Source organism: Paenibacillus sp. JNUCC-31, assembly GCF_014844075.1.
Taxonomy (GTDB): Bacteria; Bacillota; Bacilli; order Paenibacillales; family Paenibacillaceae; genus Paenibacillus.
Map to the genome: position 1 here is coordinate 1006902 of NZ_CP062165.1, position 21018 is coordinate 1027919.

The window sequence follows — 21018 nt, forward strand, 5'->3', positions numbered from 1 at the left end:
GCATCCACTAAACGTGTAATAGGCCATGATAGAACGAACCCATTATCTGGAATAGCTAAGGACTGAAACACTATTCTGAGGAGGTACCATTCCAATGTTCAAACGCATGGATGAAATCCTGATCGAGATTCCTAATGTCGAGAAGCCTGACCCGAATGCAGCTGCTGCCATTCAGGAATTGCTGGGTGGCAAATTTGGAGAAATGTCAACATTGAACAACTACCTCTACCAATCGTTTAATTTTCGTTCGAAAGAGAAGCTGAAGCCCTTCTATGATCTAGTGATGAGTATCACGGCCGAGGAATTGGGTCATGTGGAGCTGGTGTCTCACGGTATCAACCACTGTCTGCGGGGTTCTACAGAATACAAAGAACCGGACGATACACCGCTGGGTTCGGTCAAAGACGCGCGTCTCTCCTATCATTATCTGGCAGGAGCACAAGGCGCGATGCCATTCGACTCCATGGGCAACCCGTGGACGGGGGCGAATGTATTCAACAGCGGCAATCTGGTTGAGGATCTGCTGCATAACTTCTTCCTCGAATGTGGTGCCCGTACCCATAAAATGAAGGTATATGAGATGACGGATCACCCGGCAGCGCGGGAAGTCGTCGGCTTCCTCCTCGTCCGCGGCGGCGTGCATGTCGTGGCGTATGCCAAAGCGCTTGAAATCGCCACAGGTGTCAACGTGACCAAATTGGTTCCGATTCCGTCCCTGGACAATAAATCCTTCAACGAGGCCCTCAAATATGAAGAAAAAGGCGTACACACCAAGCTGTATACCTATAGCGATAAGGACTTTAACGCCATCAGTCAGATCTGGAAAGGCACTCACCCCGAAGATGGACAACCTCTGGAAGTCATTCAAGGTGTGCCTAAAGGATTCCCGATTCCCGAGGCTCCGGCAGTGGAGGAAGAGTTCGCACCGGGCATCTCCAAGGAAGATTTCAATGAAATTGCACGCCGTCTGAAGATGGCCGGGAATATTACGGATTAAGGTAGCGTTATGTAGTGGATGAATAGTTGTTGTTGATTGTGAATGAAAATAAATTAAGCCCTCAAATCTTTGCTGCTTTGGTAGCAGGATTGAGGGCTTTATGTTGATCTATTTAAAAAATGGATTTCATGCTGTTGATGAACTTTTGCCCTGTGTTTGCCTCCGTCAGCGTAATGTCCCACATCACTACATTGGTTATCGGATTTGAGCCATCGTTCATTACTTTTATAGTCAGTTCATTAACCCCTCTTAAAGGAGTTTGGAAAGAATCAGGCTGGTTCTCCACAGGGTCAGCTGATAAACCCAGGGAATAAATCTCTGTTCCATCAGCGATAAAGCTTATGGTAATCGTCTCATTGCTCGCCGTATGGGAAACATCGTCCGGAATAGCGAAATAACCTCCCATATTTTTATATTTGCCGTTCAAGAGATATGAAAACTCATTTGTTTTTTGGCTTCTTCCGCGGTACAGATTGATTTGAGGTTCGACATTTGTCTGGCCTACTGTAAAACCGGAGAGTTCTTCATCCCATACTACAGCCCCGTCACTCGAAGCAAGTTCATTCAGTGCAACGCTTTTTCCGTCAACGTTATCTAAATAATGATTGAGTCCGCCAACAACGGTGATCGTACCCATTGAAAAAATAATCGCTGTCAGAAAGATTCGAATAAGTCCTTTTAATGTATTCCGTCGATGCCTTACGATCCGCTGTGCCCCATATCCCACGGCAGCCCCTAAAGTATTAATGAGGATATCGTCTATATCAAACGCTCCTAAACGGGAAATCATTTGCAAAGCCTCTAACATCGTAATACAAAGAATAAATATGCTAATAAAACGAATAAATCCACAGCGAAAGAGGAGCGGAATGACCATCCCGAAAGGGATGAACGCTATAAAGTTCCCCATTTCAAAAAACCAAATCGTAAAATCTCTCCCCATTGGAAAATGTAAAGGAATTCCTTGAGGGGTTAAGCTGTATCGCAAGCCCTGATCAAGACTGGACGAGCTTCTATCGAAGCCCAGAAATAAGAAATAAAATGTTAAGCAAGTATATAACGACAACAATATAATGATACGTTTTCTTGACTTTCCTTGATACAAAATCACACCTTCTTTTTTCAATAAACTGCTACATGATCAAACCATTAGTCCAAAGAAGTCGCCAAAACCGACTCCTCATCACTTCAATTAGTATGTTTGTTGGCTCCCAGTCGAAACCCCTGAACAAATGCAGCTTCGCTGTGCATGCCATCACATACAGGTAGGATATTTATGCAGTCAGCTCATTCATAGTGATTGCGGGATAGGAAGCAGCGCTGTTCTTTCCGGGACGAACGCTGCTTCCTTTTTTATTTTTGGAGCTCGTCGTAAATCTTCTCAATCCCTTTGCGAACGATGTCTGATCGGTTCGTATTCAGCTTCTCAGCCGAAGCATCGAGCTTGTTCATAATTTCATCATCGACACGTATCTCAATCGTTTTCCTTTTGGGTTTGTCAGATTTAGGACGTCCCATCTTCTTTGAGGACATCGCTTCACCTCTTTTTTGTCTGACAATAACATATTATCGTCAGGACAAAAAATAAATTTATTTGTGTAAAACATACGTTCGTCTTTTCGTGGATCGTAGATTAAACATAAGCAGATCATCAATTCTACTCCGCAAAAAAACAGCACTCAAGTTATATGAGACTGAAGGCTTGAGCGAACTCCACCGTATGGATTTGATTTTTCGCCAGAAAAAACAACCCTGAAAGGCCAGGCCGTTCAAGGTTGTTAAGGACTGCTCCTCAGTTGAACTTTCCTGAGTCACAAAATAAAAAATACGCTTCTTAAATTGCTTGTTATTGTATTTTATTCAGTAGCGGCACTATAACCTCATCCAATTCCTCAAGTGTCTCACTTTTTGTAGGATTTTCTAATATCCTTTCTAAATCATCCTTCAATATTATTAGATATTGCGAAGGTAACCTACTGATTAAACCACTGAGCATAAAATATTCCCACTGTGGATCTTTTGTTTTAAATACATTTTGGATATGGGGAATCAGTTCTTCTCCGAATCTCAAAAGTAAATCTTCTACGGATCTGGAAATGGGCCAATTTCCATCTTGTAACCACTCAAACAGCTGCGGTAAAATTTCTTTTAATTCCTCATTACTTAATACACTTAGCTTACGCACCGCTTCAAAATCATGTTTGTCTTGTGGTAACATCTCTCTTATGTTCATACAACGCCCCCTCCCCACCATCATAAAGCTATGAATCCCGTCATTCTCCGTCCTGGGTCTCGACTTGTTCCTCGTCCTTCACGATCACATGAACGACTTGCCCTTCATTCGCTGTCATCGCATCTCGCATAAGAATGGTCCATGTCCCTGAATCTGCATCAAATCGGGTATCTTCAATGACAGGAATATGGATGTTCTCTGCATCAGGTGAGCGCAGTCCGCTTCGAATCGCATCCACCTCCGTCATATGCGCACCATCCGGTGTCACGGGGCACGATACGGCGATCGTTTCTGCTCTGGCTTGCCCGGGATACGGCTCGTTTTCCGGACTGCCATCGGTCCAGATTTCTACGTAAGCGCCGAGATGCGGATCAGGCGCATTGGAGAACCATTTTGCCGGATAATACCGACTCGCTCCCGCACTTCCACTGAAGTCCTCATAGGCAGGTTCAACGACCAGAATGGAATCGTCCTTGCGATCCACGACATAGCCGGTAAACCCGTTTTCCCTTGAGCTTTCTGCTCCCGTTCGATCATTCACACATTCGCCCTGCCGCGAACAGCCTGTAAGACATACGATGAGAATCAACAAGGATATATAAACGATCCAACGATGAAACATATGTAATTCCCCCTCCATGAATCTGTTTCTCACCTAAACGCTCCCTATATAGGTAATGTTGCACAGAGGAGAAGAGCACTGCTAACGTGAACATCACGTACATCCAATCACTTCTTCCGGTACTGCTTGAACGCATACCTCCCCCATAAGAACAACCCTACACATAACAAGAGGGCGCAATATGCCCAAACAAACAGCAATGCCAGTCCGAAGCCGATGTTGGCTCCGATATAGCCTCCCTTCAACTCCGTATATAGTGCATAGCCCAAAGGTGCTGTTCCTAGCACAAAAATCCCGATAAACCATCCGCCCCAACGTCTGAAATTGGATTTTGCACCACCGTATCCCGTCTTTTTGACCCCTTCCCATAAGAACACCAGTACAAGGATCAAGATCAACCAGGTCATAAACAATTGCAACATCGTGTTTGCCTCCTTTAGAAGAACCATTCTTACCTCTATGCACAAAAGAATCCGTATATATGCTTATTTTACATGATGAGCACTTTCAATAAACGAATTTGTTTTCATTCATAACGATAAAGATATGTTTAGAATGTTGATGTGCAAGGCAGAGCATCAGGATGAACGCATTACGCAGCAAAGTACCCTTTCCTTTCACTAATGATTACCCTAACCGAAAGGGTCGTAACAACATTTGGAGACCAGACTGCTCCTTACCCATACAACTGCTGGGGCAGAGACAGTCGTTTCAGTAGCTGCACAAAAAAATGCCTTCGTCTTGCTCCTGTTGAGCCGACGAAGGCATATCTGCAAATGCGTTGTTATCCTGTTACATTCACGCACCAAACTGCGCATAGTGCAGACGGCTATATACGCCACCTGCTGCAAGCAATTCCTCATGACGCCCTTGCTCCGTAATGCCCTGCTCGGCCACAACGATAATGCGGTCTGCATTTTTGATGGTAGCCAATCTGTGGGCAATGACCAAGGTAGTCCGTCCTTCAGACAATTCGGCAAGTGATTGCTGGATCGCAGCTTCCGTCTCAGTATCGAGCGCAGATGTGGCTTCGTCCAGGATCAGAATCGGTGGATTCTTCAGGAACATGCGTGCAATCGACAAGCGTTGCTTCTGTCCACCAGACAGCTTCACGCCGCGTTCCCCAATTAGCGTATCCAATCCTTCCGGCATGGAATTAATGAGTGTTTCCATCTGTGCACGGCGAGCGGCCATCCAAATCTCTTCTTCCAAAGCATCCAGCTTGCCATAGGCAATATTTTCCCGGATGGACCCATCGAACAGGAACACGTCCTGCTGAACGATTCCAATCTGGCTGCGCAATGAATCCAGCGTCATGTCCTGGATCTCCTGACCATCGATTGTGATGCGACCTTCCAGCACATCATAGAAACGAGGCAGCAGACTGCACAGCGTTGTTTTCCCTGCACCCGATGGTCCAACCAGAGCCACCGTTTCGCCAGCCTGAATATCCAGATCGATGCCTTTGAGAACAGGCTCCTGATCCGAGTAGCCGAAGGTCACCTGCTCATAGCGTATATCTCCACGCAAGTGGGATACCTTAACAGCACCCGGACGATCTTCCACATCCGGTTCCATGTCGAGCAACTCCGTATACCGTTTGAAGCCCGCGATTCCTTTGGGATACGTCTCGATCACAGAGTTAATCTTCTGAATGGGTGTAAGGAACACATTGGACAGCATAATAAAGGCAATAAATTGTCCATAGCTCATACTGCCTTGAATGACAAACCATGTGCCGCACACCAACACAAAGAGGGAAACCAGCTTCATCAGCATGTAACTGACGGAAGAGTTCCAGGCCATGATTTTGTATGCGATCAGCTTCGTTTGGCGGAAACGGCTGTTATTCACAGCAAACTGTGCTTTCTCATGCTCTTCATTGGCAAAAGCCTGAACAACGCGAATACCACTTACGTTGTTTTCGACACGTGCATTGAAGTCCGCAATATCCCCGAACATTCGGCTAAATGCCTTGGACATCTTGCTGCCAAAATACAGCGACAGATAGATAATGAGCGGCACGATGATAAACGTTAACACCGCCAGATTTCCGTTAATGCTCATCATGATGCTGAATGCACCCACCAGGGTCATCACTGCGATAAATACATCCTCTGGACCATGGTGGGCAATCTCCCCTATATCCATCAAGTCATTCGTCATGCGAGACACCAGATGTCCGGTCTTGGTATTGTCAAAGAAACGGAACGATAGCTTCTGTACATGATTGAAAAGAGCCTTACGCATATCGGTTTCGATATTAATCCCCAGCTTGTGTCCCCAGTAGGTAACGACAAAATTGAGGAACGAGTTTAACAAATAGATAGCGAGCAGTGCAAGACATGCCCATAATATCCAATCCCAGCGTCCTCCGGGCAACAGGTCATCCACGACTCGATTAACGGCTAGCGGGAAGGCCAGTTCCAGCAGAGCTACGAAGATCGCGCAGCTAAAATCTAAGATAAAGAGCTTTTTATATGGTCTGTAATAGGTAAAAAAACGACGAAGCATGGGCTAAAGCCCTCCTTATAGCAACCACACAGCATGATTACTTTTATTTCGTCCTGCTCAAGAGGAACAGGAAATATGGCGCACCAATGATCGCAACGAGAATACCTGCCGGGATCTCGGATGGTTGCAAAATGACACGTCCAAGCGTATCTGCCACAAGGACAAGCAATGAACCAATAAGTGCGGATGCAGGCAAAAGAAACTGATGTTTTGGTCCAACGAGACGACGTGCCAAATGTGGACCGATCAGACCCACGAAACTGATCCCTCCGCTGACGGATACGCATGATCCGGCCAGTCCCACGGCAGCAGCCAGCAAGATCAGTCTTTCACGCTCCACCGGAGCACCAAGACCACTCGCTGTCTGATCTCCGAGGTTCAGTACATTGAGCACACGAGCTTTATACAGAACAAGCGGCACAAGGACAAGGAGAAACGGCAGCAGCGCCGTTACGAATTTCCAGTTGGAACCCCAGATGCTTCCAGCCATCCAGGTCGCCACAAATTGGTACTTCTCCGGGCTGAGCCGCAGGGTGAGCACGATCATGGCCGAGCTGATCCCTGCCGCTACACCAATCCCTGTGAGCAGCATGCGGGTAGGCAGGAGACCCTCTCCCTTTTTATAGGAAAGTACATAGATCAGAAAAGCAGCAAAGGTCGCCCCGATCAGGGCCAGAATAGGCAGCAAAAATATCGGAGCCGCTGTCGTTGTCGGAAAAAAAGAAACAAATAACATCACAACCAACCCAGCCCCAGCATTGATACCGAGAATACCTGGATCAGCCAGAGGGTTTCGGGATACCCCCTGCAGAATACAACCGGATAGCGCAAGTCCGGCACCGACCAGAACCGAAATGACAATACGCGGCAAGCGGAATTCAAACAAAATCAAGTCCTGCTTGGGTGTTCCCCCACCAAACAACGTACGTATCACTTCAAGTGGCGAGAGCTTGGTAAACCCTGTATTCATACTGACGATAAAAGCCGCAATAATTAACGCGCCAAGTACAATTAATACCATGGTGCTTTTGGTTTTCTTTTTACGCTCTGTTTGAACCAGCGTTGAGGATTCCATATTACAGGCTCCTCCTTTCTTTACGCGCCAGATAGAGGAAGAAAGGTACCCCGATCAGGGCAACCAGGGCGCCAATCGGCGTCTCGTATGGCGGGTTAATCATACGTGCGGCCAGATCTGCGAATACAAGCAGCAGACTGCCCATCACAGCAGAACAAGGAATAATCCAGCGATAATCGACCCCAACCAATTTACGCGTTAGATGGGGGATGATCAGACCCACGAAACCAACCGCTCCAACAACGGATACGGCTGCACCCGCAAGAATCAGTACCACAATCAGACCAACCAGCTTAATCAGCCCTGTACGTTGACCCAATCCAATAGCAATGTCTTCTCCCAAACTAAGTAGCGTAATGGAACGGGAGATAATCAGACCTGCAATAAGTGCACCCAAAATCCAAGGGAACATGACTTCCAGTTGAGACCACTTTGTTCCGGCGACACCACCGGCTGTCCAGAATGCAATATCTTGTCCAACCTTGAAGTACAGCGCTATTCCTTCACTGAATGCAGAGAGCATCGCAGATACCGCAGCACCTGCCAGTACCAGCCTGAGCGGCGTAAGTCCCGATTTGGACGCTGCACCGAAACCATAAACCAGAAGAACGCCAAGTCCTGCCCCCAGGAAGGAGTACAGAATGATATACATATACGACATGCCCGGGAAAAAGGCAAAACAGACAGCTAGCGCAAATCCTGCGCCGGCATTCAGTCCGAGCAACCCGGAATCTGCCAGCGGGTTACGGGTCATCCCCTGCATAATTGCACCGGCTACAGCGAAGCAGGCACCAACCATCGCTCCACCAAGAATGCGCGGCAACCGAATCTCCCATATGATCTGGTGTGGAGTGAGGTCGGGATTGAAATTGAAGATCGCTTGCCATACTACGCTCAGCTTAATATCTGCCGCTCCAAACGAGATGGACAACGCCATCCCCAGAGCAAGCAGCAGAACCCCCCCGGTCAGGATTAATGTGGCAGCCCAGGGACGAGTGTGTATATGGGCGGTCGGCGATTCTGTATCGTGACTTGCCGGTGAAGCTTTCGAACTCATATGCGCCCACCCTCATTATGAGTGGAGTAGACATATCCTATGTACATACCAATCACCTCTCTATTAATACCAAACTAATAACGATAATGATATTGATTATCATTCCCATAGATCATTGTAAGTCAACTAACGGTCTCTGGCAATGGACAAATGGGACAAGTTTATTGCATAAATGAATTTTTGTATGCAAAAAGGCTACATCGGATCAACAGATCCCATGCAGCCTCATGATCTCAATACGATAATTAACGGGTATGTACAGCAGTTAGCGCTGCAAGTACATCAGGGACATCGGTAATGATCCCTTGCACACCCATGTTGATTAGTGCCAGCATCTCGACAGGATCATTCACTGTGAACGGGTGCGTTGCAATGCCCTGAGCGAGCGCAGAAGCAACTTCTTCTTGTGTTACAGCCAGCTTATAGGGATGAAGAGCAGAGGCTTCGAGTTTGGCTGCATAATCATACGGACGATACAACTTTTCCATATATAGAAGTGCTGTGCGGATTTCCGGAGCTAGACGTTTGCACTTCACTAGTGAGGCATGATTGAAGCTCGATAGGATCACCTGTTGTTCCATATCCCAATCCCGAACTGCTTTTATGATTTTTTCTTCCATCCCCTTATAACTAACCATGCCATTCTTCAATTCCAGGTTAAGTAGGATATTCTTCCCACGCACCAGATCGAATAATTCATCCAGTGATGGAATGCGTTCCACAGCAAAATGGGCATGAAACCATGTGCCTGCATCAAGAGAACGCAATTCTTCAACCGATTTATCCTTGACCCAACCTTCCGTTCCAGCTGTTCGACTTAACGTCTCATCATGAATTAGCACCAACCTGCCATCACTGGACAATTGCACATCCGTTTCTATACCTGTCGCCCCAAGCTGCAAGCTGCGTTCAAAAGCAGCCATCGTATTTTCGGGACAAATAGCAGATGCTCCCCTATGAGCAATGATATCTATGCTTCTCATTCCAGCGCCTCCTGAATTCAAACGTTAAATCTACTATTCCCACTATACATACGATTTGTCATACCCATATTAACAGAACGTTTAATTATGTCCCTGTGAACACATTGATAGAGGCGTATGGGATAACATCCAGCGGGCTGGGGATTCACTCATTTTTGCGAACTCAATCTGCAAATCAACATAACATAGTATGAACGATAGAAGTGCCGCACTCCGTCATAAGGAGGTTGACTATTGAAGCCCCTAACAAAGAAATACACCGCACCTCCAAAATCATTTTCCAAAAAGGATTCCATACCCAAAATTTCAGCAAAAAACAAATCCGCTATCCCTTGCCGTAAATCACGGACCCCTCCTGGATCACATCGACGCATACATCAGGCGTCCGTTCGGGGCCTGGTTGTACCCGACAAAACGGGTAATCAAACATCCGTTTCTACAGCACAGCACAGACTAGATCAGTTAGCTTTAATCGCTGCCATCCTTGCTCTCATTGCCGCCGCCATCGGACTGTACATTGCCTGGAAAACACTTATCTTGCCTGGTGGTGGCGGTACTATTGTAACAGTTTAGCTTCCCGTCTCAACTCTGTATCTCTTTTCCATGGAGACAGAGTTTTCTTTTTGCGGCAAACAAAAAAACCGTTCCCCCGAAACACCGACAATCGCCGGTGTCTCTATGGAAAGGCCTTTTCTTCATACGCCATTATCCGGGCGCTGTGTCCCCGTCCGGGAATAGCAGGCCAAATTACAGAATGAAGGTGCGGGAGATAATAACCAGCAGAATGAACAATACCAGAATGGCGCCTGTGGATGTCCAGACTCCACCGCCGAAGCCTCCGTACCCGTAACCTGCGCCTTTAATTTCGCTCATGAGTGACACTCCCCTCTTAAGAAAGTACACTATAGACTATGTCTCGGGTCTGAAGTTGCTTGGGCAGAACGGAAAGTTTTCCGCAGGAGCGGGTAGTCCAATATCATGCATGCAGTTACTTCTCATTCAGCTGAGTCCATTTCTGAGTCAATTGTGCAGGGACATACGCTGCCATCCGGGCAAGCAGCTCAGCAGGGTCGGATTCAAGACTCCACAGACTGAGATGTGAAGTATTAGAGAATCCTTCGTGCACACTATGCTCCACCATTCTCATTAGCGGCTCGTAATATCCATTCACATTCAATAAACCCACCGGTTTACGATGAATGCCGATTTGTGCCCAACATAATACTTCGAATAACTCTTCGAACGTTCCCATTCCACCAGGAAGCGCCACAAATCCGTCAGAAAGTTCAGCCATCGTCGCCTTGCGTTCATGCATCGTTCCCACTTCAATTAGTTGGGTAAGACCACCATGAACAACCTCTCCCCGGAACAAACCCGTCGGCATGACACCAATCACTTCTCCACCCTGCTCCAGAGCAGCATCTGCGACTGCACCCATTAATCCCATGCGCGAACCGCCATAGACAAGTGAATATCCACGATCAGCGATCTGTTTCCCCAATGTTACAGCCTGTTGTGTATAGTCGGGGTGATTCCCCGGGTTCGAACCTGCAAAAACACATATACGTTTCACTGGAATTCACTCCTTCTCATTTATCTATTTCATTAGTGTATACCACGAGTGTAAAACCTATGTTACATCACCAACTTGCTCCGCTCAACAAAAAAACACCCGACCGTTTGCAGCCGGCCGGGCTCCCATATCAGTGTATATTATTTAGAAGGGGTTGTTACTACTTACTATAACGGCCTAACATTAAATCCGTATGATCTTTACATGAAATGAATATTAAATATCAGCGTACTTATCGTATTCCACGTCGTGAGCGCACAACAAACATATGCTTGTCCTTACGAAGAATCCGGCCGTCTGCAAGCTCAACCTGATCATCATCATGGCGTAAAATGGTTGTGGATAACGCTACAATCTTGGCCCGACGCCAAATCATAACCTGTGATTTGAAATAGATGGCATTTTCAAATTGCACGGCCTTTTTCATCACATATCCAACCTTATGCACCTCGGAACGCGCTTTTTTCAAGGGAAGACTCTCTTCTGGCAACGGCCGGATCATTGCGATATTGTCGAACGATACTTTGATCCGTTTCGGTCCGATTCGTACACAATCCGCTTCTTCATCCCACTCTACCAGCGTTCCTTTCAATGGCTCTCGTATGCCAGTTGCCCGATATACAGCTACTTTTCGTCCTACCCAATGTCGCAATGTTTCCACCCCCATTTTGTCTAGATTTCCGGTATCGTCCAATCAATTGGCTCAATACCCTTGGAGGTCAGAAAGTCATTGGCTTTGGAAAAAGGACGACTGCCCAGAAAGCCACGGTGCGCCGCGAGCGGACTTGGATGTGTAGATTCCAGCACCAGATGTTTATCCCGGTTAATGAAGGCGCCCTTCTTCTGGGCATGACTGCCCCAAAGCATAAATACCATCGGTTCTGAACGTTCATTTAATGCCCGGATGATAGCATCTGTAAATGTCTGCCAACCGAGGCCCTGATGGGAATTCGGCTGTCCTTCCCGTACCGTCAGTACGGCATTAAGCAACAGTACGCCCTGCTCCGCCCAATGAACCAGTGATCCATGATTGGGAATCGGCAAACCCAGATCCGCGTGAAGCTCCTTGTATATATTTTTCAAAGAAGGAGGAGTTCGCACCCCGGGTCTGACTGAAAAACTTAATCCGTGAGCCTGACCCGCTCCATGGTAGGGGTCCTGACCGATAATCACTGCTTTCACCTGATGATACGGTGTCAGTTTCAGGGCCGAGAACAAATCCTCCTTGGGAGGAAAGATGGTCTGTGTTTTATATTCAGCGGCGAGTTCATAACGAATACGGTTGAAATACTCAGCTTCAGTCTCTTCCTTGAGCACAGTGTCCCAATCATTATCAAACATATGTATAAGCTCCTTTCCCTGATGAATACATACCCGTGCAGCCCTCATAACGGACTGCCACCTGCGAGAGCCGCATGATGCGACTCATAGACTATCCACCATTTTAACATAACCGGAGACAGCAGACCAGAAGTGCGCATCAAGGCAATAGGTCACCTGTATTACTAACGTTGCAATTCAGGAATATCAGACTTAAACAGGTACAAGATTCAATTCACGTCCGGGTACAGAATATGGACAGGAAGAACCCCCCTGAACTATGCAGCGTATAGACGAATAAAATTTCAGTCTTTGAGGGCTACGTTCCACACACAAAAAAGGACGGCAGTTATCAGCCACTACAGCTCATAAAAGCGCCCTTTTGTTTGGATCAGGTGTTAATGCATTCCCTGCTATGCCTTCGGCATTGTTGCATCATTCAATTCAAGCCCTAGTTTTTGATTAAATCAAGCGTTTCGTCAAACCATTGCTTCTGATCCTCAATCTTGTTTTCGTTGCCGATAACACAGCGTTGCTGCTGTTCCAATATCGAGGATACCAGTTCGGCAAAACCAATAATATCCCTTTCCGTTGTGCTCAGTACTTCATCCCGTTCTTTCTGCAAATCCGCCTCGGTGACATTGGACAGATAACACTCCAGAGAGAATGATCCTTCGCCATGAGGAGTTCTCGGCGTATCCAGGTCCTGGATGGCACCAATGATATACCTTGTCATCTCCCGTGTATCTGCTTTGAACTCCTTCAAGTATTGCGGTATCGCTTCATATACTTTATATGTTTTCTCAAGATTCGGGTCACGGTACGATGCAACATAGCTGTCTCCATTACGTCTAAAACCTGACATGCAGCCATAGGCTCCGCCTTTGGCTCTAATATTGTTCCACAAGTAATCCAAGGACAGAATTCCTTGCAAGACACGAAGTGAGCCTGTGTATGCATATCCTTTATCGATAAAATTACCCGTTTGAACAACATATTGGACTTCAGATGGTGATCTGAACCCTTCCTTATGCTGTACAGGTGTGAATACCGCTGTTTCCTTGGCAACGTCTTGGGTGAACAGTTTCGCCTTCAAATCGGACACTTGTTTCTCCAAGCCCGCATATCCCTGATCATCCGCTGTGTAACTCACAAGCAAGTTCTCCGGTCTGAAAATAAAACTGGTCAACGATTGAAGACGGGTCGACAGCTCTTCTTTTCTTGCCTCAAAGTTCGCCTGAAGATCCTCAAGCCACTGGTAAAAAGCGATACCGCTAACCGATTCCCTAAAGTTTGCAACTGCCGAATGTTTGGAAGTCGACCGGCCAATTCCTGCGGAATGTCCCCCGCTGATCATGTTGCGCTGCAAATTGCCTTTCAGCTGAGAAATAATTTCGTATAAACGCTTCGAATCATTAAATTTGGACGTGAACACGATTTCTTTGATCATGTCAAACGCAAACCCAAGCTTGTCATATAACACTTTGGCATTGAATTCATAGGTAGCCCTGAAGTCTTTGTGCTCATGTGCGTTTGCATACGTACCAATCCCGCTGTGAATGCCCCCGGAATGGATATGGATTTCATTCGATAATTCATTAAATGAGAAATTTTGAGTATCGACGTAACCCAGCACACTTTTTAGCAATCCAACATAAGGCAGCAAGTGCCGTGGGACTTCCTTAATATCGAACAACAATCTCAGATAACCAATCCCATTGGTATAGATGTTATGGTGCAGAACAGTAGTACCTTCGACCTGATGGAACGTCTGATACAGCGTGGATGCTTTCGGTTCAATATCCTCTATTGATAACGTTGGAATGACCTGCTGTTGTTCCTTGGTTGAAGGCGCATTTTGATATTCCGCGAGTGCCTCGGTTCTCTGAATGAATTGCTGAATTTCTTCTTGGCTCAACCGAGCCTTAACCGATTTCAGATGCGCTTTCAACGCTTCCTCTTTTCGAGCATTCAACCCTTTATCCGGCGTGACTGCGACAAAAGAAGTATGTGGATTTTTCAGTATATACTGTTCAATCAATTGCTCGAAATAACCCTCGTTCATCTTCGTTCTCAGCTCGGCAAATACATCATTGGCTTCCAAATGAGTGAAAGGAGCCTCATCATCATACAGCCAGCTTTGCAATGAGGAGAAGCCATAGATCAATCCTTTGGGCATTCTTCCATAGTCAGCTTCCCGGTGATTAAACTCATAGGAATTAATGCCTGCGAGCAGCGCTTTTGGATCAAAACCATCCTTCACCACACGCTCCAGCACGTCTTTCACCGTACCCAGAAAATCCTCTTTGCTCGACAGATTGCTCTTCTTCAGTCCGATGGTGAACACAGGCTGATACAGACTGTCATCATACGTACCATATACATCCTTTGCAATTCCTTTATCCAGCAGCGCCTGTTTCAGAACAGCTCCCGGAGCGTTGAGCAATGCGTACAGCAAAATTTGAAAAGAAATGTTTAGCTCCTTGTCCAAACTTGTTCCAATAACCGCATTATAGGTCAGAAAGCTGTTATCCACTTCCGATTCCGTGCTGCCGGCCGAGTATGTCTTGACTGCGTCGACTCTTTCTTCGAATGCAGGCTGGAGCTGAATGGCAGAATCAATCTCGATTCGATCATATTCACTCAGATAGTTCTCGTCCAGCCACTGCAATTTTTCTTCCATATCCATATCCCCATACAAATAAATGAAGCTGTTGGAGGGATGATAGTATCTGGAGTGAAAATCCAGTAATCCCTGATAGGTCAAATTGGGAATTTCATCCGGGAATCCACCGGATTCACAGGAATATGTAGTATCCGGGAAGAGTGAATTCAGAACTTCCCTGCGCACCATCCGTTCTGGTGAAGAAAAGGCGCCTTTCATTTCGTTATATACAACACCGTTATAGGTTAACTCATCTTCGGCTGAAGTCAGGTTGTAATTCCAACCTTCCTGCAGAAATATTTTTTCATTATCATATATATTCGTGTTGAGTACCGCATCCAGGTAAATATCCATCAGGTTATGGAATTCATGGTCGTTGCGGCTTGCAATCGGATAGATCGTTTTATCAGGATACGTCATCGCATTCAGAAATGTATTAAGTGAACCCTTCAACAATTCAACGAAGGAATCCTTAGCCGGGAATTTCTTGGAGCCACAGAGTACGGAATGCTCCAGGATGTGAGCCACACCTGTGTTATCTTCCGGAGGCGTGCGGAAACCGATACTGAACACCTTGTTATCATCCTCATTGGATAAAAGTACAATTTTGGCACCGGATTTTTGATGTTCCAACAGATACGCGTCTGATTTCAACTCTTCGATTCTGCGTTCCTGCAGCACCTTATATGGCTTAAGCTGTTTCAACATGGGCTGAGTCCTCCGTCCATACGATTATTTATTTTGTTTTGCAACCATGAGTTCTTCATCTCAAAGGTAATTTATGCCTATGGATAGTATACACCATCGTTCCTGATAATTCATAACGGGGCTCCCCTTGGGGCGTCTTCTGATATGTATTATGATGTGATTATATTTATGAACTTGGATTGTACGGAAGAATTCAAAAATCCGGACAAAAAAAGATCGCATGAACAACTTGTTTAACAAGTGTCATGCGATCTTTTTTTAGGATGCCGAGGACCGGGATCGAACCGGTACGGTAGTCACCTACCGCAGGATTTTAAGTCCTGTGCGTCTGCCAATTCCGCCACCCCGGCATATGTATGTATTGCTTCATCACTTCGGGCGACAAGAAATATCTTACCATGAAATTTATATCTTTGCAATACCTTAACAACACATAATTCAAAAAAAATGAAACAGGCACTGCCAGCGTGAGCAAGCAGTGCCTAGAAAGTTCGAGTTGCGGTCCCGAACTTTCTATAAACCATCTATATTAAGGGAGGTGTAAAATAAGAATACCTCCCCAACATTAAAGAAACCTAAAATCAGGCTTAAATTAAACTAAAAAAGAAGAATAGGTGCAATTCGGTCTGCCTCTTCGTCACTGCATTCCACTACCACCAGGATGTGCCCCTGTACCAGCCATTCTTCATAGTAATTGGCATCCTTTTCAGAGACCCCTGCTTCTGTCAAGGTTAGCACCAGATCATCCGTCTCACTTCCAATCTCGTTGCCTGCGAGTTTTCGTACCGCTTTTCCTATGGACATCGTCTGATCCATCCTCTTGCCCAGACCAGCAAGTACACCTTTAAGCGCCCCTAAGGCTCCATCCGTCCCTGCACCCTTCAGAGGCATCGGCAGACCGGTCTTCTCACTTACCACTTCAAGATTGACCTGCTCTTTGGCTACCGCTCCTAAATATTTATTTGCTATCCCTTCCTCTTTCAGTTTATTTAACAGGATAATGGCTTCATTCTCCGTACGCGCAAGTCCGATCAATAACTGTGTCACTTGCATTCCCTCCCTCTTATCCATATATAACCCCAGCAGCTTCTTCAAAAACCGATAGTCCACACTAAGCCCAATCACCTATGTAAAATATAATTTCTTATCTGGAAATTCATACCTAGTTCTGATAGACTAGATAAAGAAGACAAATTAACCATTGAATTATTGACATATTGAATTCATATTCCATAACCAGGAGCAATGACTTATGAAAAAAGAGGTAGAAATTGCCATTCGCCGTAATCAACAAATCATCGTCCGCAATACAAGCGGGCAAACCGTGACAGGATTCCCGGAACGTACAGCCGATGCGTCCATTCTCTCCTTGCGTACCGTCCACGGAAGCCTGTGGATTCCATTCGACGAAGTTGAACAAGTCACACGATTGTTAAGCATTCGCTCTCATCATTCAAGTGGAATGCATCTGTGTACAGCTGATCTGTAATTCCAGATGAAGCACCTCTCTATTTATAGGCAAGCAAGACGTGTGTTCATATCTTCAGTCACACCATAAAACCAGACGCATCAACGTCTGGTTTTATTTTTTATAACTTGCACTTTACAATGTACTTTAAAAATTCCGGTATTAGTGCCTCTTACAGTTCTTCCACCATCGTTACTTCACTACAAACTTCACTCGTGTCCCATCCGGATATGTACTTAACTGGTTTCCAACCCATGAGCCTGCACCACGATTATCTTTAGGACTAATATATTGAATATCTGCACCCGCCCCACCTTCCGCACACATCGCCATTGGCCATTCATCCCGATCTTTACCTTTTTTGACGGGCACACCTTTGAGGGATAGATCACGATTACCCTCCGCCCCACTTCGATCAATGGTACATACATCCGAATGCCCTTTATTAATCGCCGTTTGGATGTGTTTGGCCGTTTCGGGATACCGCTCTGACGGGAAAGTGATCGTATGATCCACATGCTTGCTGCTTCCTCCTAATTGGGATGGAAGATCCAGTGACCACTCCCCTCCAACCCAGGCATAGAGTGCAACCATTAACATGGCAACCAGCGCGAATACCTGCTTTTTGAATCGCTGGTTCCCCTTGCCCTTTCTCCTTCTGCGTCTTCTACTCATGTTGTCTCTCCCCCATTCAACTCTTGCATTATACCAGAACGTTAGTTCGTAAAACAATGCAAAACATAAAAAAAAACAGCCGAAATCTCCGGCTGTTCTGCTTATACTAACCCACGTTAGGAATGGCCTGTTGTCGAAGCAACGGCAAAGTAACCTCAAACTTCGTACCTTTCCCTTCCACGCTCTCTACCGAAATTTGGCCATTCATCAGTTCAAGCAGCTCTTTGCATATGGTGAGCCCCAGTCCAGAGCCGCCAAATTTCCGTGAATGAGAGACATCAGTCTGAGTAAAAGCTTCAAACAAATGATTGATCTGAGTATCCGGAATGCCGATCCCTGTGTCACGTATAGTGAACACTAAGGTAACCATATCCCCGCGAAACTCTTCCACATCCATCTGTAATTGCACTTCACCATGTTCCGTAAATTTGATGGCGTTACTAAGCAGGTTATCCAACACTTGCCGAAGACGAAGAGGATCTCCTGTGAGTACGTCAGGAAGATTCAGGTCTGCGTGACAGAGCAAGCGGATTTGTTTATTCTGCGCGGCAGGTTCATGTGTCTTGATGATCTGTTGTACCAGTTTCAACGGTTGAAATTCAATTTGTTCCAACATCATTTTCCCTCGGCCCAGCTTAGCCATATCGAGACTGTTGTTGACAATATTTAGAAGGGCTTCACCTGACTCACGTGCCAGCTCCAAATATTCCTTTTGCTCATCGCTGCTTTCACCCATACTAATAAGTTCGATCATTCCCATAATTCCGTTCAGGGGTGTGCGAAGCTCATGGTTCAATTTGCCGATGAATTCCAATTGTCCCCTGCTGTTCATTTCTGCCAGTGACGCAGCCATTTGCAGCTGCTGTTCAGCATATTTCCGTTCTGAAATATCGTATTGAATCCCTACAAAAAAGAGACATTCTCCTGATTCATTGAAGATGGGATCGATATTTAGTTCATTCCAGAACTTCTGTCCATTTTTCGTATAATTCAAGATGTCAATCTTCATGGAGTGTTGCTTTTCCAACGCTTCGCGAATCTGCTTTACGGTGTCCGTGTCTGTCTCCGGCCCCTGAAGGAACCGACAGTTTTGTCCAATTGACTCCTCCGCACTGTATCCGGTCAATTGAGTAAAATACTCATTTACAAAAATCAGTGGAAATTCAGGCAAGGTTGCATCGACTACGGTCACGGAAGATTTAATTTTAGAGATGATAAACTCCCATTGAATAGCGAGTTGATTGTATTTGGTCATGCGTCCTCCTTCATCTCACCAATCTTTAGTGTTCATGTTCCGAATGAAGCTATAGATTAACCCGATGGTATGTGATTATATAATGACAATATAATTAATTGTAACATAGTTATTCAATTCATGTGTTCCTTGGGTAATGTCTGTTAAATAACATTTACAACAAAACTTATCATGTCATCAGGAGGGAGCCTCATGAAATTTCTGTTAATCGTCATTATTCTTATTTTGATTGTTTTCTTCTTCACGAGACGTAAGCGTTAATTTTGAGCCGGTCATGTACAATGAGGAAGGAAGATCGGGTATGAAAACCCTCTTTTTTATATTCATGACACTTTGTATCATCAATCTCTGCTTTCCGAAATTCGGCTGGTACCTGCGCTACGGCTGGATTTCCCGGGGCGAAACGGAGCCTAGCCCTCCTTATATGGCTATAACCAGAATGACCAGTCTGTTGATGCTGCTTGTTGCTTTTACACTCGTTGTGGCTTGAATCATAGGAATGAGAGCATGGCTGTCCTCTTGGACAGCCCTTTTTTGGTACTTCAATGATGGGAAAATGACAACTTTGTTTGTGGTGCATTCACAACGGTACTCGTAATATATACTTATCGTTGTGTGGAAAGGACACCTAAGCATGAACATCGCATTTTATCCATACTGGGCTGCCAAAACGCTGCTCTCTCTCATTAATGTCATATATATCATGGTTATTACAACCTTTATTTACGGACAGACCGGGTCGGTCCTGTATGCTGCACTGTTTCCATTTATTCAAATGACCGCACGTATCGTGGCAGGACTTACTGCTCCATTGCTTGTGAACCGTTTTGCATTCTCCCGGCTTATCCTGAGTATTCCTTTAACCAAAACGTTACTGATCACCGGAATCGCCATTGCCTTTACCGATCTCACTGCTCATATCCCTCTCCTTCTCGTAGGAGTGGCGATTCTGTCGTTTATGGACGGATGGGAATCTCCGCTGTTAAACACCTTAACACCGCGGTTAGTTCAAGGAGAAGATCTCGTAAAAGCGAATAGCCTGCTCTCTTTCTCCAAACAGACGGTGACTATCATCGGTTATGCGATGACAGGATTCATCGTGATGCACTGGGGAGCTTCACAGACATTCTGGGCGGCTGCAACCTTGTCATGGGTCGTACTGCTTCTAATGAGTATGATTAGCTCGCTGACCCGCGACAATCAGGAACAAATAGAGAAATCCGCATCCAAACGGGATGCGCTGCGGGAAGGCTGGATTATGCTTTGGAAAAATCGGTCCCTGCGACTGATTACATTCATGGATCTGGTTGAAGGTCTGGCCGGCTCCATCTGGATCGGTGCGATCACGCTTGCTTTTGTGAAAGAAGCTCTCGGCCAAGAAGAAGGTTGGTGGGGGCTTATCAACTCCAGTTATGCTGCGGGTACCATTCTTGGAGGTGTTGTGGCTATCGTACTGGCGACTCGCATACAAAGACATCTGATCTCCAGCATGGCCATCGGTTCTCTTGTATTCAGCCTGCTGACCGTCATTTACGGCTTGAATAGCCTTCCTTGGCTTGCTCTGGTGCTGTGCGTACTTATGGGTCCCGCTTACCAGATTCGTGATGTCGCTCAGCAAACGGCTTTTCAGAGCAGTGTGCCTGTCGAATCCCTCTCCAAGGTATACGCGGCACATCAAATCATCCTATCTACTGCCATGAGCCTATCTACAGTCATTTTCGGTCTTATTGCGGATCAGCTTGGGGTTCGACTGGTATATGTGATTGGCGGGGCTCTGCTTATGGTGTCAGCGCTTTGCTCTTTCTCGTTAAACCGAGTTAAACGAAGTAAGGATACGACAACACACTCGCATAATTCTTGATTCAAAATAAAA

General features: G+C 45.9%; 22 protein-coding genes and 1 tRNA gene. 5 read left to right on the top strand and 18 right to left on the bottom strand.

Going from position 1 to position 21018, the window contains the following annotated elements; all coding sequences use genetic code 11:
- Positions 1-94 precede the first annotated feature (94 nt).
- On the top strand, positions 95-997 hold the full coding sequence (locus JNUCC31_RS04355; RefSeq protein WP_192268843.1) for a manganese catalase family protein: 903 nt from the start codon (positions 95-97) through the stop codon (positions 995-997).
- Between the two features lie 112 nt (positions 998-1109).
- On the opposite strand, the gene JNUCC31_RS04360 is transcribed toward JNUCC31_RS04355, so the two are convergent.
- The 9 genes from JNUCC31_RS04360 to JNUCC31_RS04400 form a co-directional block, all read right to left on the bottom strand.
- Positions 1110-2123, bottom strand: coding sequence for a VanZ family protein (locus JNUCC31_RS04360; protein ID WP_228469506.1), 1014 nt, complete (start codon positions 2121-2123; stop codon positions 1110-1112).
- Between the two features lie 227 nt (positions 2124-2350).
- Positions 2351-2530 carry a ribbon-helix-helix protein, CopG family gene (locus JNUCC31_RS04365; protein WP_192268848.1) on the bottom strand — a complete coding sequence of 60 codons (180 nt, stop codon included), beginning with the start codon at positions 2528-2530 and terminating at the stop codon, positions 2351-2353.
- A 313-nt stretch (positions 2531-2843) separates the two neighbouring features.
- On the bottom strand, positions 2844-3230 hold the full coding sequence (locus tag JNUCC31_RS04370) for a DUF5071 domain-containing protein (protein ID WP_192268850.1): 387 nt from the start codon (positions 3228-3230) through the stop codon (positions 2844-2846).
- 40 nt (positions 3231-3270) lie between these two features.
- Positions 3271-3852 (bottom strand): DUF3221 domain-containing protein, encoded by a 582-nt coding sequence (locus tag JNUCC31_RS04375; RefSeq protein ID WP_192268852.1) that lies wholly within the window; start codon positions 3850-3852, stop codon positions 3271-3273.
- 107 nt (positions 3853-3959) lie between these two features.
- The gene (locus JNUCC31_RS04380) at positions 3960-4274 is read right to left on the bottom strand and encodes a hypothetical protein (protein WP_192268854.1); all 315 of its coding nucleotides are present in this window, start codon (positions 4272-4274) and stop codon (positions 3960-3962) included.
- 376 nt (positions 4275-4650) lie between these two features.
- The gene (locus JNUCC31_RS04385; RefSeq protein WP_192268856.1) at positions 4651-6366 is read right to left on the bottom strand and encodes an ABC transporter ATP-binding protein; all 1716 of its coding nucleotides are present in this window, start codon (positions 6364-6366) and stop codon (positions 4651-4653) included.
- Between the two features lie 43 nt (positions 6367-6409).
- Positions 6410-7441: a FecCD family ABC transporter permease gene (locus JNUCC31_RS04390; RefSeq protein ID WP_192268858.1), complete on the bottom strand. Its 1032-nt coding sequence runs from the start codon at positions 7439-7441 to the stop codon at positions 6410-6412.
- Position 7442: 1 nt separating this feature from the next.
- On the bottom strand, positions 7443-8498 hold the full coding sequence (locus JNUCC31_RS04395; protein WP_192268860.1) for a FecCD family ABC transporter permease: 1056 nt from the start codon (positions 8496-8498) through the stop codon (positions 7443-7445).
- Positions 8499-8743: 245 nt separating this feature from the next.
- The gene (locus JNUCC31_RS04400; protein ID WP_192268862.1) at positions 8744-9481 is read right to left on the bottom strand and encodes a glycerophosphodiester phosphodiesterase; all 738 of its coding nucleotides are present in this window, start codon (positions 9479-9481) and stop codon (positions 8744-8746) included.
- 234 nt (positions 9482-9715) lie between these two features.
- Between JNUCC31_RS04400 and JNUCC31_RS04405 the strand changes: the two genes are divergently transcribed.
- Positions 9716-10054: a hypothetical protein gene (locus tag JNUCC31_RS04405; RefSeq protein WP_192268864.1), complete on the top strand. Its 339-nt coding sequence runs from the start codon at positions 9716-9718 to the stop codon at positions 10052-10054.
- 174 nt (positions 10055-10228) lie between these two features.
- Here the strand turns inward: JNUCC31_RS04405 and JNUCC31_RS33115 are convergent, their stop codons facing one another.
- From JNUCC31_RS33115 to JNUCC31_RS04435, 7 genes are all read right to left on the bottom strand, one after another.
- Positions 10229-10354, bottom strand: a complete 126-nt coding sequence (locus JNUCC31_RS33115; RefSeq protein ID WP_228469508.1) for a YjcZ family sporulation protein — start codon at positions 10352-10354, stop codon at positions 10229-10231.
- Positions 10355-10469: 115 nt separating this feature from the next.
- Positions 10470-11054 carry an LOG family protein gene (locus JNUCC31_RS04410; protein ID WP_192268866.1) on the bottom strand — a complete coding sequence of 195 codons (585 nt, stop codon included), beginning with the start codon at positions 11052-11054 and terminating at the stop codon, positions 10470-10472.
- Positions 11055-11286: 232 nt separating this feature from the next.
- Complete coding sequence (locus JNUCC31_RS04415; protein WP_192268868.1) at positions 11287-11706, bottom strand: hypothetical protein; 420 nt, start codon at positions 11704-11706, stop codon at positions 11287-11289.
- A 20-nt stretch (positions 11707-11726) separates the two neighbouring features.
- Entirely contained in the window at positions 11727-12443 is a 717-nt protein-coding gene (gene ung, locus JNUCC31_RS04420) for a uracil-DNA glycosylase (protein ID WP_267132499.1), read from the bottom strand.
- A 382-nt stretch (positions 12444-12825) separates the two neighbouring features.
- The gene (locus JNUCC31_RS04425) at positions 12826-15747 is read right to left on the bottom strand and encodes an insulinase family protein (RefSeq protein WP_192268872.1); all 2922 of its coding nucleotides are present in this window, start codon (positions 15745-15747) and stop codon (positions 12826-12828) included.
- A 264-nt stretch (positions 15748-16011) separates the two neighbouring features.
- Positions 16012-16097: transfer RNA gene (locus JNUCC31_RS04430), tRNA-Leu, on the bottom strand.
- Positions 16098-16344: 247 nt separating this feature from the next.
- Positions 16345-16794 (bottom strand): general stress protein, encoded by a 450-nt coding sequence (locus JNUCC31_RS04435; RefSeq protein WP_192268874.1) that lies wholly within the window; start codon positions 16792-16794, stop codon positions 16345-16347.
- A 205-nt stretch (positions 16795-16999) separates the two neighbouring features.
- On the opposite strand from JNUCC31_RS04435, the gene JNUCC31_RS04440 reads away from it, so the two are divergent.
- The gene (locus tag JNUCC31_RS04440) at positions 17000-17236 is read left to right on the top strand and encodes a hypothetical protein (RefSeq protein ID WP_192268877.1); all 237 of its coding nucleotides are present in this window, start codon (positions 17000-17002) and stop codon (positions 17234-17236) included.
- A gap of 171 nt (positions 17237-17407) precedes the next feature.
- On the opposite strand, the gene JNUCC31_RS04445 is transcribed toward JNUCC31_RS04440, so the two are convergent.
- Together JNUCC31_RS04445 and JNUCC31_RS04450 are read right to left on the bottom strand one after the other, a co-directional pair.
- On the bottom strand, positions 17408-17890 hold the full coding sequence (locus tag JNUCC31_RS04445) for a NucA/NucB deoxyribonuclease domain-containing protein (RefSeq protein ID WP_323374361.1): 483 nt from the start codon (positions 17888-17890) through the stop codon (positions 17408-17410).
- Positions 17891-17996: 106 nt separating this feature from the next.
- Positions 17997-19145, bottom strand: a complete 1149-nt coding sequence (locus tag JNUCC31_RS04450; RefSeq protein WP_192268879.1) for a sensor histidine kinase — start codon at positions 19143-19145, stop codon at positions 17997-17999.
- A gap of 325 nt (positions 19146-19470) precedes the next feature.
- Here JNUCC31_RS04450 and JNUCC31_RS04455 point away from each other — a divergent pair, with 325 nt between their 5' ends.
- Together JNUCC31_RS04455 and JNUCC31_RS04460 are read left to right on the top strand one after the other, a co-directional pair.
- Positions 19471-19635 (top strand): DUF6199 family natural product biosynthesis protein, encoded by a 165-nt coding sequence (locus JNUCC31_RS04455; RefSeq protein ID WP_228469510.1) that lies wholly within the window; start codon positions 19471-19473, stop codon positions 19633-19635.
- A 144-nt stretch (positions 19636-19779) separates the two neighbouring features.
- Complete coding sequence (locus JNUCC31_RS04460) at positions 19780-21006, top strand: MFS transporter (protein ID WP_192268883.1); 1227 nt, start codon at positions 19780-19782, stop codon at positions 21004-21006.
- Positions 21007-21018: the final 12 nt, after the last annotated feature.

Coding starts and splice junctions, on each gene's coding strand:
- JNUCC31_RS04355 (WP_192268843.1), top strand. CDS start 95: ATGTTCAAACGCATGGATGAAATCCTGATCGAGATTCCTAATGTCGAG.
- JNUCC31_RS04365 (WP_192268848.1), bottom strand. CDS start 2,530: ATGTCCTCAAAGAAGATGGGACGTCCTAAATCTGACAAACCCAAAAGG.
- JNUCC31_RS04370 (WP_192268850.1), bottom strand. CDS start 3,230: ATGAACATAAGAGAGATGTTACCACAAGACAAACATGATTTTGAAGCG.
- JNUCC31_RS04375 (WP_192268852.1), bottom strand. CDS start 3,852: ATGTTTCATCGTTGGATCGTTTATATATCCTTGTTGATTCTCATCGTA.
- JNUCC31_RS04380 (WP_192268854.1), bottom strand. CDS start 4,274: ATGTTGCAATTGTTTATGACCTGGTTGATCTTGATCCTTGTACTGGTG.
- JNUCC31_RS04385 (WP_192268856.1), bottom strand. CDS start 6,366: ATGCTTCGTCGTTTTTTTACCTATTACAGACCATATAAAAAGCTCTTT.
- JNUCC31_RS04390 (WP_192268858.1), bottom strand. CDS start 7,441: ATGGAATCCTCAACGCTGGTTCAAACAGAGCGTAAAAAGAAAACCAAA.
- JNUCC31_RS04395 (WP_192268860.1), bottom strand. CDS start 8,498: ATGAGTTCGAAAGCTTCACCGGCAAGTCACGATACAGAATCGCCGACC.
- JNUCC31_RS04400 (WP_192268862.1), bottom strand. CDS start 9,481: ATGAGAAGCATAGATATCATTGCTCATAGGGGAGCATCTGCTATTTGT.
- JNUCC31_RS33115 (WP_228469508.1), bottom strand. CDS start 10,354: ATGAGCGAAATTAAAGGCGCAGGTTACGGGTACGGAGGCTTCGGCGGT.
- ung (WP_267132499.1), bottom strand. CDS start 12,443: ATGAGGGCTGCACGGGTATGTATTCATCAGGGAAAGGAGCTTATACAT.
- JNUCC31_RS04425 (WP_192268872.1), bottom strand. CDS start 15,747: ATGTTGAAACAGCTTAAGCCATATAAGGTGCTGCAGGAACGCAGAATC.
- JNUCC31_RS04440 (WP_192268877.1), top strand. CDS start 17,000: ATGAAAAAAGAGGTAGAAATTGCCATTCGCCGTAATCAACAAATCATC.
- JNUCC31_RS04445 (WP_323374361.1), bottom strand. CDS start 17,890: ATGAGTAGAAGACGCAGAAGGAGAAAGGGCAAGGGGAACCAGCGATTC.
- JNUCC31_RS04450 (WP_192268879.1), bottom strand. CDS start 19,145: ATGACCAAATACAATCAACTCGCTATTCAATGGGAGTTTATCATCTCT.
- JNUCC31_RS04455 (WP_228469510.1), top strand. CDS start 19,471: ATGACACTTTGTATCATCAATCTCTGCTTTCCGAAATTCGGCTGGTAC.
- JNUCC31_RS04460 (WP_192268883.1), top strand. CDS start 19,780: ATGAACATCGCATTTTATCCATACTGGGCTGCCAAAACGCTGCTCTCT.